The sequence below is a fragment of the Profundibacterium mesophilum KAUST100406-0324 genome (assembly GCF_009835145.1).
GTDB classification, from domain to species: Bacteria; Pseudomonadota; Alphaproteobacteria; order Rhodobacterales; family Rhodobacteraceae; genus Profundibacterium; species Profundibacterium mesophilum.
Map to the genome: position 1 here is coordinate 58,699 of NZ_APKE01000033.1, position 14,612 is coordinate 73,310.

Genomic DNA, 14,612 nt, shown 5'->3' on the forward strand with positions numbered 1-14,612 from the left:
GCTTGTTGCCCCGAAGTGATAGGTCAGTCAGGCAGGCGGCACAACGCCGCCGCGCTCCGGCCAGCGGGCCTCGCGCGCCCGTGCCCCTTCAGCTTCGCGCAAAATACCTGTCCCGCGGCGGCGATCGCGCGCGTCCGGGGGCCTCGCGCGCGCTCCTAGCCGGTGAAGTTGCGGCTGTCCTTGATCTGGTCCCAGGCCCAGACCACTTCCGAAAGCTGCTCCTCATGTCCCCGGTCACCGCCGTTCATGTCGGGATGCAGGACCTTGATCAGCGCCTTGTAGGCCTTGCGGATCTCGGGTTTCGTCCAGTGCTCCTTGGCATCGAGGATCTCGATTGCCCGGCGCTCGGTGGGGGGCAGGCGGCGGGTACCGGTGATCGAGCGGCCCGGATTGCGGGTGGCGTTCTCGCCGAGAACCTCATGCGGATCATCGACGCCGAGCCGCGCCCAGGCGCGTTGCTCCGCCGACTTGCGGAACGGTTTCGTCTCGCGGCCCCAGACGCGGTCGCTGTCGATCTGCTCGGCGAATTCCTCCTCGGTGCTGCCGTTGAAGAAATTCCATTTGAGATTGTACTCGCGCACGTGGTCCTTGCAGAACCACAGGTACTCGTCGAGGTGATCGGGCGATCGCGGTGCCCTGTACTGTCCCTGCTCGGTGCATCCCGGATGCTCGCATTCGCGGCGCGAGGTTTCGAACGCGCCCGACATCCCGCGCTTGCCGCGCGGATTCTTCTTTTTCGCTGAAGAGACCCGGATATCGAATCCGAAGGGGTCGTTTTTCGACATGAGGCGGTCCTTTTCGACTCGGGCCAGTGAGTTTAAGCGAATGGTCTCAGAGGTGAAGAGGGAGAAACAACAAAATGACGATTACGCAGCAGATCACGCAAAACTTGCAGCAGGCCTTTTCGCCGCGCGAACTCGAGGTGGTGGATGACAGCGAAAGCCACAGGGGTCACGGCGGCTACCGCGAAGGCGGCGAGAGCCATTTCAACATCCGCATCCGTTCCGACCGGTTCGAGGGCATGTCCCGGATCGAGCGGCACCGCGCGGTTCACGCAGCCCTCGGCGCGGAGCTGGTCTCGCGCATCCATGCGCTCGCGCTCGACCTGGACAGCTGATGCACGGATGCCCCGTCCCCTTCAGGGGGCGGGGCCTGCCTTCTGCTCAGCTGCGCTCGCTGCCCGGAAAGCGGTGCAACCCGCCCTCATCCTCGCCGCGCGCGGGGCCGAGCGTGGGGGCATGGCCCGGCTCGCGATCTGCGGTGATGGCGGGGGTCCTGCCGGCGGGCGGCTTGCCGGGGGGGGAGATGCTGGCGGGAGAAGTCGCGACATGGGCGTTGCCGGGCGCCGGGCCCAGGCGCGGTCCCGTCTCGGCCGGTGCGCGGCCATGCGCAGCGGGCGCGCTCGATGGGCGCGGCTCCGCGCGGCGTGCAGGCTCGGCGCTCTGCGTGCCGCGCCCCAGCTCGGCGCCGAGTTCCTCGGGTGTCGCGCTGCGCTCGCGTTCGCGAAGGCGACCGCCGAAATCGAAGACCGTGTCCGGCGCTTCGACCCAGCGACGGAAGACCAGAACCTCCTGGGTGCTGGACGGCGCGCGGGAAAACAGTCCGCGACGCCCCTGGCAGGTCAGCGATTCGGCGCGGTGATACTCCCAGCCTTCCGCCGAATGGGTGTTCATGACCTCGGTCAGACCGTGGGCGAAGCGGTTCTCCGTCCCCTTCACGCCCTTCGCGCGGGGCGCGGTCCTGGGCGCCGGAACGACCTTGTATTCGTAATAAGCCATCATGCCCCCTTCAGGCTTCGGATCGACCCTAGCAGATCGGGCCAACCCTGTCTAAGCGACCTGAGCCGGCAGGCAAGCCTTAATCTGGACCGTCCGGACCACACGCGCGGCAGCTTGCCGGCCGGGCCCGAAAGGAACCTCGGACGTCCTATTCCGTTGCCCTCGTGACAGACAGCAATGACGGGGAGACAGACAATGACGACATCTTCGGCAACCGGGCGCATGCCGCGCGCATGTATCCTTGGCCTCGCGGTATCGGGGTCGCTGCTCCTCGCCGCGTGCATGCCGGCGAGCGGACCGGTGATCGACACGAACCCCCAGGCCGGGCCGGTGGAGCAGATCGCAAAGCCGAGCGACGGCTTTGATAACGAGATCGGCGTCGAGAACTGAGCGCTCCGGCATCCCGCCTCGATATTGCCGGGATGCCGCGCCACCGGCCCACCACCGGCCCACCACCGGCCGGACAAGACCGGCAATCGCGTGAAGACATTCGGCGCCTTCGGTGCAAGAGCCCTGGGGGCGGAGGGCCGGATTGCTTCTACCTGCCGGGGCCGAGAGGCGCCCGGGGCCAATTTCGGGCCGCCGGAGGGGCACGGGCCGGTGAGCCCGGGCGGCCCGCGATCCGGCCTGGCCCGCAGATTTCCGCGGCGCCCGGCCGGCGCCGCGGGCCCCTTCGGCGTCAGCCGAGCTTGGCGGCCACGATCTCGTTCACGGCCTTGGGGTTGGCCTTGCCGCCCGTGGCCTTCATCACCTGGCCCACGAACCAGCCCGCAAGCTTGGGGTTCTGCTTGGCCTTCTCGACCTGCGCGGGGTTTGCGGCGATGATCTCGTCGACGGCCGCTTCGATGGCCGAGGTGTCGGTCACCTGTTTCATGCCGCGCGCCTCGACGATCTCCTCGGGATCGCCCCCTTCGGTATAGACGATCTCGAAGAGGTCCTTGCCGATCTTGCCCGAGATCGCGTCCGAGGAGATCAGCCCCACGATCTTGCCGAGCTGCCCGGCCGAGACGGGGCTGTCGGTGATCGCACGGTCGTCCTTCTTGAGACGCCCGAAAAGTTCGTTGATCACCCAGTTCGCGGCGAGCTTGCCGTCGCGCCCACGGGCAACCTCCTCGAAATAGGCGGCATTGGTCACATCGGCGGTCAGCACGCTGGCGTCGTATTCGGTGAGGCCGAACTCGGTGACGAAGCGGGCCTTCTTCTCGTCCGGAAGTTCGGGCAGCGATGCGGCGATCTCGTCGACGAAACCCTGCTCGATCTCGAGCGGCAGCAGGTCGGGATCGGGGAAGTAGCGATAATCATGCGCCTCTTCCTTCGAGCGCATCGAACGGGTCTCGCCCTTGTCGGGATCGTAGAGGCGGGTTTCCTGCACGACGCTGCCGCCATCCTCGAGGATCGCGATCTGGCGGCGGGCCTCCACATCGATGGCCTGCTGGATGAAGCGCATGGAGTTCATGTTCTTGATCTCGCAGCGCGTGCCGAGATGCCTGAAATCCTGGCTTTCCTGGTATTTCTCGTAATCACCGGGGCGGCAGACCGACACGTTCACGTCGGCGCGCATGTTGCCGTTCTGCATGTTGCCGTCGCAGGTCCCGAGATAGCGCAGGATCTGCCGCAGCTTGCCGACGTAAGCGGCCGCTTCCTCGGGGCCGCGGATGTCGGGGCGGGAGACGATCTCCATCAGCGCGACGCCGGTGCGGTTGAGATCGACGAAGGACATGTGCGGGTCCATGTCGTGGATCGACTTGCCGGCATCCTGCTCGAGATGGATGCGCTCGATCCGCACCCGGCGCGCGACGCCCGGCGCCATGTCCACGATCACCTCTCCCTCGCCGACGATCGGGTGGTAGAGCTGGCTGATCTGGTAGCCCTGCGGCAGGTCCGGGTAGAAATAGTTCTTGCGGTCGAAGGCCGAGCGCAGGTTGATCTGCGCCTTCAGCCCCAGCCCGGTCTTGACGGCCAGCGCCACGCAGCCCTCGTTGATCACCGGCAGCATGCCCGGCATCCCGGCATCCACGAAGGCGACGTTGCTGTTGGGCTCGGCGCCGAAGCGGGTGGAGGCGCCCGAGAAGAGCTTGGCCTTCGATGAAACCTGCGCATGGACTTCGAGGCCGATCACCAGTTCCCAGTCATGCAGCGCACCCCGGATCACCTTGGGGGCGGGGAGGTCGTAGGCGAGGTCGAGCATGGGGGTCTCCCGGCTTGCTGTGTCGGTGGCTGCGACGTTTAGGCGAGCGGCATCGGCGGAGCAAGGCCTATGCCCGGAAGGGCGGGTTGCATCGATCCGCGCGGCGGGTAACCTGCCCGGCGCCATTGATGGGAACGAGATGTGATGAAGCGTCTGATGCTGCTGGGCTTTCTGGCCCTTTCCGCCTGCGGGGGCACCGAAGTTGCGCGCCGCGCCGCCCCGCCCGAGCCGGCAAGTGCCCAGATGCCGGCGATGCGCTGGGATTTCCGGCCCGAATCGGAGATCTGGACCCGGGCGACCATGGATGCGCTGAACACCCATGGCGCCGGGCTTCCCGCCATGGTGCCGTCGGATTACGAACGCTGGTGCCCGGGATACCTGCAAAAGAACCGCGACGAGCGCGCCGCCTTCTGGGCCGGTCTCTTCTCGGCCCTCGCCGAACACGAGAGCACCTGGAACCCGGGCGCGGTGGGCGGCGGCGGGCTGTGGTACGGGCTGGTGCAGATCGACCCGCGCACCGCGCGCGGCTACGGGTGCAACGCGAAGACCGGGGCGGCGCTCAAGGATGGTGCGGCCAACCTGCGCTGCGCCGTGCGGATCGCGGCGCACCAGGTGCTCAAGCGCGGCACGGTGGCGCGCGGAATGCTCGACTGGGGGCCGTTCCACAGCCCATCGAAACGGGCACAGATGCAGGCCTGGACCCGCGCGCAGCCCTATTGTACGGCCGAGGGGTGACGGCCGCCGCGCGGTTTCGCGGCATCGTCACGGCGCTTGTCGTGACCGGCATCGCGGCATCCGCCGGGGCGCAAGCACAAGCGGCCGGTGCGCCGGCAACGGCGATCACGGCCGGCATGCACGACGACGGCTTCGCGGGGGCACCAGTGCCCGCGGCGCGGGGCGGCGCGGTGATCACGCTCGCCGCCGCGGCGCAGGCGCCGCCGCCGCGCAGCCCGCGCCCGCGCGCCCGTCCGCGCAGTGAGCCCATCCCCGCGGCCCGCTGGGATTTCCGGGGAGAGCGCGCGCAGTGGAGCCGCGCGGCGCTGCGCGCTCTGCGCGCCCATGGCGCCCCCCTCGTGGCGGAGACCCCGTCCGATATCGCGACATGGTGCCCGGGCTACGCGCGGGGGGATGCGGTGCAAAGACGCGCATTCTGGGTCGGCTTCCTGTCGGCGCTCGCCAAGCACGAAAGCACCTGGAACCCGCGCGCTGTGGGCGGCAACGGCCTGTGGTACGGGCTGCTGCAGATCCTTCCCGGAACGGCGCGCGGCTACGGGTGCATGGCACGCAGCGGCGCGGCCCTGACCGACGGGGCCGCTAACCTGAGCTGCGCGATCCGCATCCTTGCCCATACGGTTCCGCGCGACGGGGTGATCGCCCGCGCGGAGCCGCGCTGGAGCGGGGTGGCCGCCGATTGGGGGCCCATGCGCTCGCCGGCGAAACGCCAGGAGATGGCGACCTGGCTGCGCGGTCAGGACTATTGCCAAAGACGCAGCAGTCCGCGTCCGAAACCGCGCCGCCTTCGGGATACAGGGCCCTTGCACGAAGGGGCCGCCGTCCTGCGGCAGCCCCTCTGAGCGTCGGCGTTTCGCGGCACGCCTAGCCGAGCATCCGGCCGACCATCTCCCCGGTGTCGCGCGAGACGCCGGGCGCGGCCGCGAGGCGCTCGAGGGCGGCGCGCATCATGTCCTGGCGATCGGCGTCGTAGCGCCTCCAGGTCTCGAACATCGTGCTCATGCGGGCCGTGGTCTGCGGGTTGACCGGGTCGAGACGGATCAGCCAATCGGCCGCCAGTGCATAGGCCGCGCCGCCGGGTGCATGGAAGCCGGCATGGTTGGCCGCAAGGCCCCCCAGCACCGCGCGGAAGCGGTTGGGGTTCTTCCAGTCGAAGGCGGGATGGGCGGTCAGCCTGTCGGCGATCTCGCACGCCTCGCGCGGCGCGGCGAGCATCACCTGAACCGAGAACCACTTGTCCATGACAAGGCGATCCTGCGACCACTTGCGCTCGAACTGGGCAAGCTGCTCGTGGCCCTTTCCTGCCCTCAGAAGGGCGGTGAGCGCGCCGAGCTCTTCCGTCATGTTGTCGGCCTGCGCAAATTGCGCCTCGGCGCGGCTGCCATCGTCGATCCGTGTGAGCAGCCCGAGCGCCGCGCCGCGCAATGACCGCCGGCCCGCGGCCTCCGCGTCGGGTGTATAGGGCCCATTCGGGGCAAGCGCGTCATGCAATGCGGCGAGTGGCGCGCGAAGATGTCGGGCGCACGCGACGGCAAGGCGGTTCAGCGCCTCGTGGACGGCCATGGGATCGGGGGTGATGCCGGCGGTCTTCAGGGTCTGGGCGATGTCGTCCTCGGAGGGCAGGGCGAGTGTCAGCGCCCGGAAGGCGGGATCGAGACCCTCGTCCTCGATGACCTTGCCGAGAGCGCCGGGATAGTCGTCTCCCGGATCGGTGCCATTGCTGATCATATCGACCAGCAGCTCCTTTGCCAGCGCGCGTCCCGCCTCCCAGCGATTGAAGGGATCGGTGTCATGGGCAAGGAGCAGCGCGCGCTCTTGCGCGGTGCTTGCGCGCTCGATCACCACCGGGGCGGAAAAGCCGCGCAGCAGGGAGGGGACCGGTCGGTCCGAAAGACCCTCGAAGCTGAAGCTCTGCTCGGCCTGCGTCAATTCGAGCAGCCGTGTCGGCACGACCTCCCGCCCGCCGGGATCCAGCAGGCCGACCGCCACGGGGATCACCTGCGGCGCCTTCTCGGGCTGGCCCGGGGTGGGCGGGGTCTGCTGCTGGAGGTGAAGGCTGTAAGTGCCGTCCTCCCAGCTCTCGAGCACCCGCAGATGCGGGGTTCCCGATTGTGTATACCAGCGCTTGAACTGCGTCAGGTCGCGCCCCGTCGCATCCTCGAACACCTTCAGCCAATCCTCGATAGTGCAGGCCTGCCCGTCATGCCGGTCGAAATAGAGCGCCAGAGCCTTGTCATAAGCCTCGGCGCCGACCAGCCGGCGCAGCATGCCGATCACCTCGGCGCCCTTCTCGTAGACGGTCGCGGTGTAGAAGTTGTTGATCTCGATATAGCTTTCGGGACGCACCGGATGGCTCAGGGGGCCGGCATCCTCGCGGAACTGACGCGCCCGCAATTGCAGGACATCCTCGATCCGCTTGACGGGGGCCGAGCGCATGTCGCCGGTGAACTGCTGATCGCGAAAGACCGTCAGGCCCTCCTTCAGGCAAAGCTGGAACCAGTCGCGGCAGGTGATGCGGTTGCCCGTCCAGTTGTGGAAATACTCATGCGCGATGATCCCCTCGATCATCTCGTAATCGCGATCCGTGGCGGTCTGAGGCGAGGCGAGCACGTATTTGGAGTTGAAGATGTTCAACCCCTTGTTCTCCATCGCGCCCATGTTGAAATCGTCCACGGCGACGATGTTGAAGACATCGAGATCGTATTCGCGCCCGTAGACCTCCTCGTCCCAGCGCATCGAGCGGATCAGGGCGTCGAGCGCGTAATCGCACCGGTCCTCGTCGCCGGGCCGCACGTAGACGTTGAGCGCGACCTCGCGCCCCGAGCGGGTGGTGAAGCTCGCCGAACGGGCGGTCAGATTGCCGGCCACGAGCGCGAAGAGATAGGCGGGTTTCGGCCAGGGGTCGGACCAGCGCGCACGGCCCTGCGCATCGGGCTCCTGCGGATTGCCGTTGGACAGGCGCACCGGCGCATCGCTCTCGATCGTCACCTCGAAACGGGCCATCACGTCGGGCCGGTCGGGGTAGTAGGTGATCCGCCGGAAGCCCTGCGCCTCGCATTGCGTGCAATACATGCCGTTCGACATGTAGAGGCCTTCGAGGGCGGTGTTGGCGGCCGGATCGACCTCGACCTCGGCCTCCCAGACGAACGAGCCCGTCGGCACGTCGCAGGTGAGCCCTTCGGGTGTGATCCTCGGCTCCACCGGCGCGCCGTCGATCCGCGCCCAGATCAGTTTGAGCCGTTCCCCGTCGAGCTGGAGCGCCGAGTGACCCGGCCCGTCCGGATTGGGCGAGAAGGCGATCCGCGAGATGACCCGCGTCCTGCCGGGATCGAGGCGGAAGGTCAGCTCGACCCCGTCGATCACGAACGGGTAAGGGGCGTAGTCCGACAGGTGGACGGCATGAGGCGCGGCCTCGGTCATGGGAAAGCTCCTTGGAGGGGTGATGTGAACCAAAACACGGCTGAAACGTTACCCGCGTGACCATTGGGCCACAACAGCGCCCGCACATTCTCCGAGGATCAACCAATGTCTGCACCCAACACGAATATCGAGAAGCAGGAAAAGGAACACAAGGGCCCCCTTGGCGGCATGGCCCTCGTGATCGGCTTCGTCGTCCTTCTGATCATCGCCTTCTCGATCTGGCTCTTTGCCGGCGGCAACGAGCCGGGCAATGACGCGACCGCCGCGCAGGAAGAGCAGCTCGACAGCACGGCCGGCGCGGCCGTGACCGGGGGCGAGGTGGAAACGAATGCCGGTAGCGTGGAAGCCGGGGCCGGGACGGGCACCGGAGGCGAAGTGGAGAACCTCGATGCCGAGCTTGCTCCGGCAACCAGCACCGAAGAGACCGTTACGCCCGCGGAATAATTTCGGTGGCGAGGATGCGCCGCAAGTCCGAGCTGGAGCAAAAGCTCTGCCGGACTTGTGGCCGGCCGTTCTCCTGGCGGCGCAAATGGGCGCGCGACTGGGAGAGCGTCCTTTACTGCAGCGCCGCGTGCCGGCGCGGCAAGCCGGCGGGGTCCGGCGGGCCCCATGCGGCCGGTAGCGGCGCCGCCGCCCTGCCGCGTGACGGTGATCCGGGATGACATCCGGCGCGGGTGCGGGGCGCCAAGGATTGTATGCAATCATGGTAGGGCTCGCATACTTGCACAGGCGACACCGTTGTGTAGGGTGCCGCGAACCGTAGGACGGCCAGAGGAGGGCAAGGCGTGCAAAGGGTGAACAAAGGAAAGCTGCAGGTTGCAGCCGAACTCGCGGATTTCATCGAGACGGAGGCACTTGCCGGCAGCGATGTCGCCGCCGAGGCGTTCTGGTCGGGCTTCTCCGACCTGGTCCATGACCTGGCACCGCGCAACCGCGCCTTGCTGGAGACGCGCGAGACGATCCAGGGTCAAATCGACGAATGGCACCGCTCCAACAAGGGCGAGATCGACCTCGAGACCTACAAGGGGTTTCTCAAGGAAATCGGCTATCTCGTTGAGGAAGGCCCGGATTTCCAGATCGAGACGCAAAATGTCGATCCGGAGATCGCCGGCACGCCAGGCCCGCAACTCGTCGTGCCGATCACCAATGCACGCTATGCCCTGAATGCGGCGAATGCGCGCTGGGGATCGCTTTACGATGCCTATTACGGCACCGATGCGCTGGGCGATCTGCCGCAGGGAAGCGGCTATGACAAGGAGCGCGGCGCGCGTGTCGTCGCGGCGGCGAAGGGGCTCCTCGACGAGATCGCGCCGCTGATCTCCGGCAGCCACAAGCAACTGGCAGGCTACAAGGTGTCCGAGCATGGGCTGCAGGGGCTGATCCTCAACGGCGAGGACTGGCGCGGCACCGAGACGATGCAGAGCCGCGAAGTGCCCTCCTCGGGCCACGCGCCCGACGTCTACAACACCATGCCCCTGGCCGAGCCCGGCGTTTTCGCAGGCTACCTGGGCGACAAGGACGCCCCCTCGCAGATCGTGCTGCGTCACAACAACCTGCATGTGATCATCGTCATTGATCGCGAGAGCCAGATCGGCGGCACGGATGGCGCCGGCGTATCGGACATCCTCGTCGAGGCCGCGGTCAGCGCGATCATGGATTGCGAGGACAGCGTGGCGGCGGTCGATGCCGAGGACAAGGTCGTGGCCTATCGCAACTGGCTCGGCCTGATGAAGGGCGATCTGAGCGAGCAGGTCGAGAAGGGCGGCAAGACCTTCGCCCGCACGCTGAAGGACGATCGCGTCTTTACCGCGCCCGATGGCGGCACGCTCAGCCTGAAGGGCCGTGCGCTGATGCTGATCCGCAATGTCGGGCACCTGATGACCAATCCCGCGATCCTCGACGCCGACGGCAACGAGGTTCCCGAGGGGCTGATGGATGCGATGATCACGACGCTGATCGGCAGCCACGATCTCAAGCGCGAGAGCGGCAATTCGGTCACCGGTTCGATCTATGTCGTCAAGCCGAAGATGCACGGTCCCGAGGAGGTTGCCTTCGCCGACGAGATCTTCACCCGCGTCGAGGAGGCGCTTGGCCTGCCGCGCAACACGGTGAAGCTCGGCATCATGGACGAGGAGCGCCGCACCTCGGCCAATCTCAAGGAATGCATCCGTGCGGCGAAATCCCGTGTGGCCTTCATCAATACCGGCTTCCTCGACCGCACCGGCGACGAGATCCACACCTCGATGGAAGCGGGACCGATGGTGCGCAAGGGCGAGATGAAGTCGACGCCCTGGATCAAGGCCTACGAGGATCGCAACGTCGATATCGGCCTTGCCTGCGGGCTCAAGGGCCGGGCGCAGATCGGCAAGGGCATGTGGGCGATGCCCGACCGCATGAAGGACATGCTCGAGCAGAAGATCGGCCATCCCGAGGCCGGCGCGACCTGTGCCTGGGTTCCCTCGCCGACGGCCGCGACGCTGCATGCGCTGCATTACCACCAGCGCGACGTGCTGGAGCGCCAGGATGAGCTGGCCTCCGGCGGGGCGCGCGGCACGCTCGACGACCTTCTGACCATTCCGCTGGCGCAGGGGACGAACTGGTCCGACGAGGAGATCGCCTCGGAGATTGAGAACAACGCGCAAGGCATTCTCGGCTATGTCGTGCGCTGGATCGATCAGGGCGTCGGATGCTCCAAGGTGCCCGACATCCACGATGTCGGCCTGATGGAGGACCGCGCGACCTGCCGGATCTCCAGCCAGGCGCTTGCGAACTGGCTGCATCACGGCGTGGTCTCGGAGGAGCGTGTCATGGAGGCGCTCAAGAAGATGGCGGCGAAGGTGGATGCGCAGAACGAAAACGATGCGTCCTACCGGCCCATGGCGCCCGATTTCGACGGGGTCGCGTTCAAGGCGGCTTGCGACCTGGTCTTTGAGGGACGCCAGCAGCCCTCGGGCTATACCGAGCCGGTGCTGCATCGCCGGCGCCTCGAGCTGAAGGCTGCCGGCTGAGCCATCCGGCACAACGCGGGGGCTTCGCGCCCCCGCACCCCCGCGAGGTGTATGAACGAAGATGAAGGGCCGGCGCCCCGCGCGGGCCCTTCTGCCGTTCAGGCAGGGCCCAATCGCGCCTATGCCGCCCCATGCCCGAGGGCCGCGTCGAGCGGCTCGTTTCCATCCCGCCCCTGGCCGCGAGACGCCCCCTTTGCACCATGCTGGCAAGATGCGGCGATGTCCGGGGCTGACAGCGGCGCCGCGGGCTCCCTATATTGGGGGGAAGAAGCAGGGAAGGATCGCGAATGACACGGCCCGTCGTCGGCATCATCGGCAATCAGCACTTGATCAACGAGGAATACCTGACGCATGGCGGCGGGGCGATGAACTCGCTCGCCGTGGCGGAAGTCAGCGGCGCGATGCCTCTCGTCATCCCGGCCGATCCGCGCCTGGTCACCGTCGACGAGCTTTTGCGGACCTGTGCCGGTTTCCTGTTCACCGGGGGGCGGCCAAACGTGCATCCCGAGGAATACGGTGTCGCCGCGACGGAGGCGCATGGCGCCTTCGACCGGGCCCGCGATGCGGTGACGCTGCCGCTGATCCGGGCGCTCGTGGAGCGGGGCCAGCCCCTGCTGGGCATCTGCCGCGGCTTCCAGGAGGTCAATGTCGCGATGGGCGGAACGCTGCATCCCGAGATCCGCGACCTTCCGGGGCGCAGCAACCACAGGATGCCGCCGGACGGGACGGAGGAGGAGAAATTCGCCCTGCGCCATCTGGTCAGCCTCAGCGAGGACGGACCGTTCCACAAGCTCTTCGGCGCGCGGGAGGTGATGACCAATACCCTGCACGGGCAGGGGATCGACCGGCCCGGTGCGCGGATCGTGATCGATGGCCGGGCGCCGGATGGCACGCCGGAGGCGCTCTACGTGCGCGATGCGCCGGGTTTCACGATGTCGGTCCAGTGGCATCCCGAATACCGGGCGGCAACCGACCCCGTCTCGCGCCCTCTCTTCGAGGCCTTCGGGGAGGCGGTCGCGGCCTGGGATGCGGGCGCCGGCCAGGCGCGGATGCGCGCGATCGCCTGAGACGCGGCCCCTACATGCGCAGCAGCGCGCCCTCGTGCCGCTTGAGGCTGTGCCGGATGGCGGGACCGAAGGCGCCGGCATCGCTGCGCAGGGCGGGAAAGAGGTCGAAGACCTCGGCGCGCGCCGCGCAGTCGAGCGTTCCGAGGCCGATCCTGCCGGGGTGGAAGCTCTCCGACGGTGCGCCTTCGGCATAGACGATCTCGTGGCGGCGGAACATGATGTGATGGTAGGTCACCTCGCCGCCGCTCTCCTGCAGCACCCGGGACTCGTCGACGAGGTGGCGGGCCGCGACGATCACCTCGTCCTGGCCGAAATACATCTGTGCCCGCCAGTCGTCGATGAGCATCCGGTGTTGCGGCGAGACCAGCAGATCGCGTGTCGCGCCGAAATTTCCCGCGCGGATCCTGATCGGGGCGCGCGCCCCTTCGGCGGCCACCGTCCGGCGCCCGATCCACTCGATCTGTTGCACGCCGTGATCGGCGGTCACGACCGGGTCGCCCCGGCGCAGGGTCTCGACCGGACGCGGGCCGCCGGGGGTCAGGATCCGGGTGCCGCCGGCAAAGCAGATGACGACATTCTCCATCTCGAAGAAGGAGACGGTGGAGCCATCCGCGAGGACCGCCGTGCCGTTCAGGCCGCCATTCTCGTCGGGCGTGCCGTCGAAGGTGACATCGCGCCAACGGGCCTGGCCCTGGAAATAGAGCGTGTCACCGAGGGTTTCGCCCTGCTCCCCGCCATAGAGGCTGATGGGGGCGCCGCCGGGTTCGGCGAGATCCTCGATGTAGAAGACGTCATCGCCGCTGCCGCCCGTGGCGACATCGCCTTGCGAGGCGGTGATGGTGTCGTTGCCGCGCTCGCCATGCAGACGGTCGGCGCCGGTTCCGCCGGAGATCACGTCATCGCCACCGCCGCCGCGGATGCTGTCATCGCCGGCGCCGCCGCTGAGGACGTCATCCTCGCCATTCGCGTTGATCGTGTCGAAATGGACGTCGCTGACCCAGATGGCCTGGGTGCCGGCGAGGCCGTTGGCGTAGTCGATCGTGATCGAGGAAACCGGGCCGGCAACCTGCACCAGCAGAGAGCCGATTTCCTGGGACGGGTTGGAATCGGTATCGCCCGCGGTGACCGTGTTGCCACTCACTGTCGCGGAGGATGAGGGGCTCAGGGTGACGGCGACCGGGTTGCCCAGCGCGTCGAAGGCATTGATGGTGACGATATCGCGATGGTTATCCGCACCGAAGTCGATATCGTTGATGCGGAAGATGACATCCTGGACTTCGTCGCCGATACCGCTTGCCGGGTCGGCGGCCGAGAAATCGAGCCTTGTCTGCGAGGTCTGCGCATCGCCGTCCCCGATCAGGAACAGGCTGGAGCGGTCGGACATGGGATCGGTCGGACTCACGAAGACCCGGTCGGTGGATTCGACCTGGTAGAGTGTTCCGTTGTTGCCGGTATCGGTGAAGCTGACCGCGACCTGCATGTCGCCGGTCACTTGCGTGAAATCGGTTAGATCCGCCTCGTCCGCGCCGGCTTCCGACCAGCGAAGCGCCTCGTCGGCGTGGTCGCCCTCTATGGTGTCATCGCCCGCGCCGCCATCGACCGTGTCGCGCCCGGAGCCGCCCTCGACGAAATCGTCGCCCGCGCCCGCAGAGACCGAATCGTCGCCGGCGCCGGCTTTGATCGTGTCGCCCAGCCCCGAACTGCCGGCGCCGAAGCCGTCATCGACCTTGTCGCCTTCGGGATCCCCGGCATAGGAGGCATTGATGACGTCATTGCCGGCAGTGCCAGAGATCTCGTGCGGGGCGCCTTCGTAATCGGCATAGGTGAAGGGTGTGCCGGTCTCGAAGGAGGGCTGACTTTTGTAGTCGACGACTTCGTAGCTGCGACCCATCACGAGCGGCTGCTCGGAAAGCGTGTATTTCCCGACCGATCCGGAGCCGTCGCGGACATCGAGGCGGGCGACCTCGAACGTCTCGCCGCTGATGCTGTCGCGAACGGTCCAGACTTTCTCGGCGGAGTAGGTCACGCCCGAGTAAGTGGTCCCGCCCAGAACGAACGTGCCGGTGGCCGTCTCGTCGGTCGAACGGCTGGTCAGGCCGGTGCCGCTGGCGCCGGTCTGGTTGTCGGTAAGATAGACGCGGCCGGCGGGATCGTTCTCGCCGCTCCAGGTGACAAGGTCGCCCGGATTGTTGGAGAATATGTCCGCAGCATCCTGCGAATATGCCTTGAACTTGTAGTCTGCCACGGCGCCGCCCTCTTCCTGTGCCGGCAGGATGAGTGTGCCGGATGCGAGCCGTTATCGCTGCTTGGCGGGACGTGGATTGGGAGGCGGCGTGACCTTCCTGTGATCGGATTGGGGCAGAATTGGCAACACAGGAGGAGGTGCGGGCGGAATTGTCCGCGCATTTCGTGCCGCCCA

At 67.3% G+C, this 14,612-nt stretch carries 13 protein-coding genes; 8 read left to right on the forward strand and 5 right to left on the reverse strand.

The genetic code is table 11. From position 1 onward, the window contains the following. Positions 1–155: 155 nt before the first annotated feature. On the reverse strand, positions 156–785 hold the full coding sequence (locus PMES_RS13235; protein ID WP_159966198.1) for a J domain-containing protein: 630 nt from the start codon (positions 783–785) through the stop codon (positions 156–158). Positions 786–859: 74 nt separating this feature from the next. On the opposite strand from PMES_RS13235, the gene PMES_RS13240 reads away from it, so the two are divergent. After that, a complete protein-coding gene (locus tag PMES_RS13240; protein WP_159966199.1) occupies positions 860–1,117 on the forward strand; it encodes a BolA family protein in 258 nt (85 codons plus the stop codon). Positions 1,118–1,163: 46 nt separating this feature from the next. Here PMES_RS13240 and PMES_RS13245 read toward each other — a convergent pair whose 3' ends face one another. After that, a complete protein-coding gene (locus PMES_RS13245) occupies positions 1,164–1,778 on the reverse strand; it encodes a hypothetical protein (RefSeq protein ID WP_159966200.1) in 615 nt (204 codons plus the stop codon). Between the two features lie 195 nt (positions 1,779–1,973). Between PMES_RS13245 and PMES_RS13250 the strand changes: the two genes are divergently transcribed. Further along, positions 1,974–2,168 carry a hypothetical protein gene (locus PMES_RS13250; protein ID WP_159966201.1) on the forward strand — a complete coding sequence of 65 codons (195 nt, stop codon included), beginning with the start codon at positions 1,974–1,976 and terminating at the stop codon, positions 2,166–2,168. Between the two features lie 289 nt (positions 2,169–2,457). Here PMES_RS13250 and gatB read toward each other — a convergent pair whose 3' ends face one another. Next, positions 2,458–3,966: an Asp-tRNA(Asn)/Glu-tRNA(Gln) amidotransferase subunit GatB gene (gatB, locus tag PMES_RS13255; protein ID WP_159966202.1), complete on the reverse strand. Its 1,509-nt coding sequence runs from the start codon at positions 3,964–3,966 to the stop codon at positions 2,458–2,460. Between the two features lie 144 nt (positions 3,967–4,110). Between gatB and PMES_RS13260 the strand changes: the two genes are divergently transcribed. Further along, positions 4,111–4,701 carry a lytic transglycosylase domain-containing protein gene (locus tag PMES_RS13260; RefSeq protein WP_159966203.1) on the forward strand — a complete coding sequence of 197 codons (591 nt, stop codon included), beginning with the start codon at positions 4,111–4,113 and terminating at the stop codon, positions 4,699–4,701. Next, entirely contained in the window at positions 4,698–5,540 is an 843-nt protein-coding gene (locus tag PMES_RS13265) for a transglycosylase SLT domain-containing protein (RefSeq protein WP_236549808.1), read from the forward strand. Before PMES_RS13260 ends, PMES_RS13265 begins: the two co-directional genes overlap by 4 nt. A gap of 22 nt (positions 5,541–5,562) precedes the next feature. Here the strand turns inward: PMES_RS13265 and pepN are convergent, their stop codons facing one another. Next, positions 5,563–8,118 carry an aminopeptidase N gene (gene pepN / locus PMES_RS13270; protein WP_159966204.1) on the reverse strand — a complete coding sequence of 852 codons (2,556 nt, stop codon included), beginning with the start codon at positions 8,116–8,118 and terminating at the stop codon, positions 5,563–5,565. A 105-nt stretch (positions 8,119–8,223) separates the two neighbouring features. On the opposite strand from pepN, the gene PMES_RS13275 reads away from it, so the two are divergent. The 4 genes from PMES_RS13275 to PMES_RS13290 all read left to right on the forward strand — a co-directional run bounded on the left by PMES_RS13275 (position 8,224) and on the right by PMES_RS13290 (position 12,193). Next, positions 8,224–8,562, forward strand: coding sequence for a hypothetical protein (locus PMES_RS13275; RefSeq protein ID WP_159966205.1), 339 nt, complete (start codon positions 8,224–8,226; stop codon positions 8,560–8,562). A gap of 14 nt (positions 8,563–8,576) precedes the next feature. Beyond that, positions 8,577–8,780 (forward strand): DUF2256 domain-containing protein, encoded by a 204-nt coding sequence (locus tag PMES_RS16945; protein ID WP_201289005.1) that lies wholly within the window; start codon positions 8,577–8,579, stop codon positions 8,778–8,780. Positions 8,781–8,903: 123 nt separating this feature from the next. After that, positions 8,904–11,126 (forward strand): malate synthase G, encoded by a 2,223-nt coding sequence (locus tag PMES_RS13285; RefSeq protein ID WP_159966207.1) that lies wholly within the window; start codon positions 8,904–8,906, stop codon positions 11,124–11,126. 287 nt (positions 11,127–11,413) lie between these two features. Continuing rightward, positions 11,414–12,193: a gamma-glutamyl-gamma-aminobutyrate hydrolase family protein gene (locus PMES_RS13290; RefSeq protein WP_159966208.1), complete on the forward strand. Its 780-nt coding sequence runs from the start codon at positions 11,414–11,416 to the stop codon at positions 12,191–12,193. A gap of 10 nt (positions 12,194–12,203) precedes the next feature. Here the strand turns inward: PMES_RS13290 and PMES_RS13295 are convergent, their stop codons facing one another. Then, positions 12,204–14,438, reverse strand: a complete 2,235-nt coding sequence (locus PMES_RS13295; RefSeq protein ID WP_159966209.1) for a Hint domain-containing protein — start codon at positions 14,436–14,438, stop codon at positions 12,204–12,206. Positions 14,439–14,612: the final 174 nt, after the last annotated feature.

Excerpts from the sequence above, each read along its gene's own strand:
- pepN (WP_159966204.1), bottom strand. The coding sequence starts at position 8,118 with ATGACCGAGGCCGCGCCTCATGCCGTCCACCTGTCGGACTACGCCCCT.
- PMES_RS16945 (WP_201289005.1), top strand. The coding sequence starts at position 8,577 with ATGCGCCGCAAGTCCGAGCTGGAGCAAAAGCTCTGCCGGACTTGTGGC.
- gatB (WP_159966202.1), bottom strand. The coding sequence starts at position 3,966 with ATGCTCGACCTCGCCTACGACCTCCCCGCCCCCAAGGTGATCCGGGGT.
- PMES_RS13245 (WP_159966200.1), bottom strand. The coding sequence starts at position 1,778 with ATGGCTTATTACGAATACAAGGTCGTTCCGGCGCCCAGGACCGCGCCC.
- PMES_RS13290 (WP_159966208.1), top strand. The coding sequence starts at position 11,414 with ATGACACGGCCCGTCGTCGGCATCATCGGCAATCAGCACTTGATCAAC.
- PMES_RS13275 (WP_159966205.1), top strand. The coding sequence starts at position 8,224 with ATGTCTGCACCCAACACGAATATCGAGAAGCAGGAAAAGGAACACAAG.
- PMES_RS13240 (WP_159966199.1), top strand. The coding sequence starts at position 860 with ATGACGATTACGCAGCAGATCACGCAAAACTTGCAGCAGGCCTTTTCG.
- PMES_RS13235 (WP_159966198.1), bottom strand. The coding sequence starts at position 785 with ATGTCGAAAAACGACCCCTTCGGATTCGATATCCGGGTCTCTTCAGCG.
- PMES_RS13250 (WP_159966201.1), top strand. The coding sequence starts at position 1,974 with ATGACGACATCTTCGGCAACCGGGCGCATGCCGCGCGCATGTATCCTT.
- PMES_RS13260 (WP_159966203.1), top strand. The coding sequence starts at position 4,111 with ATGAAGCGTCTGATGCTGCTGGGCTTTCTGGCCCTTTCCGCCTGCGGG.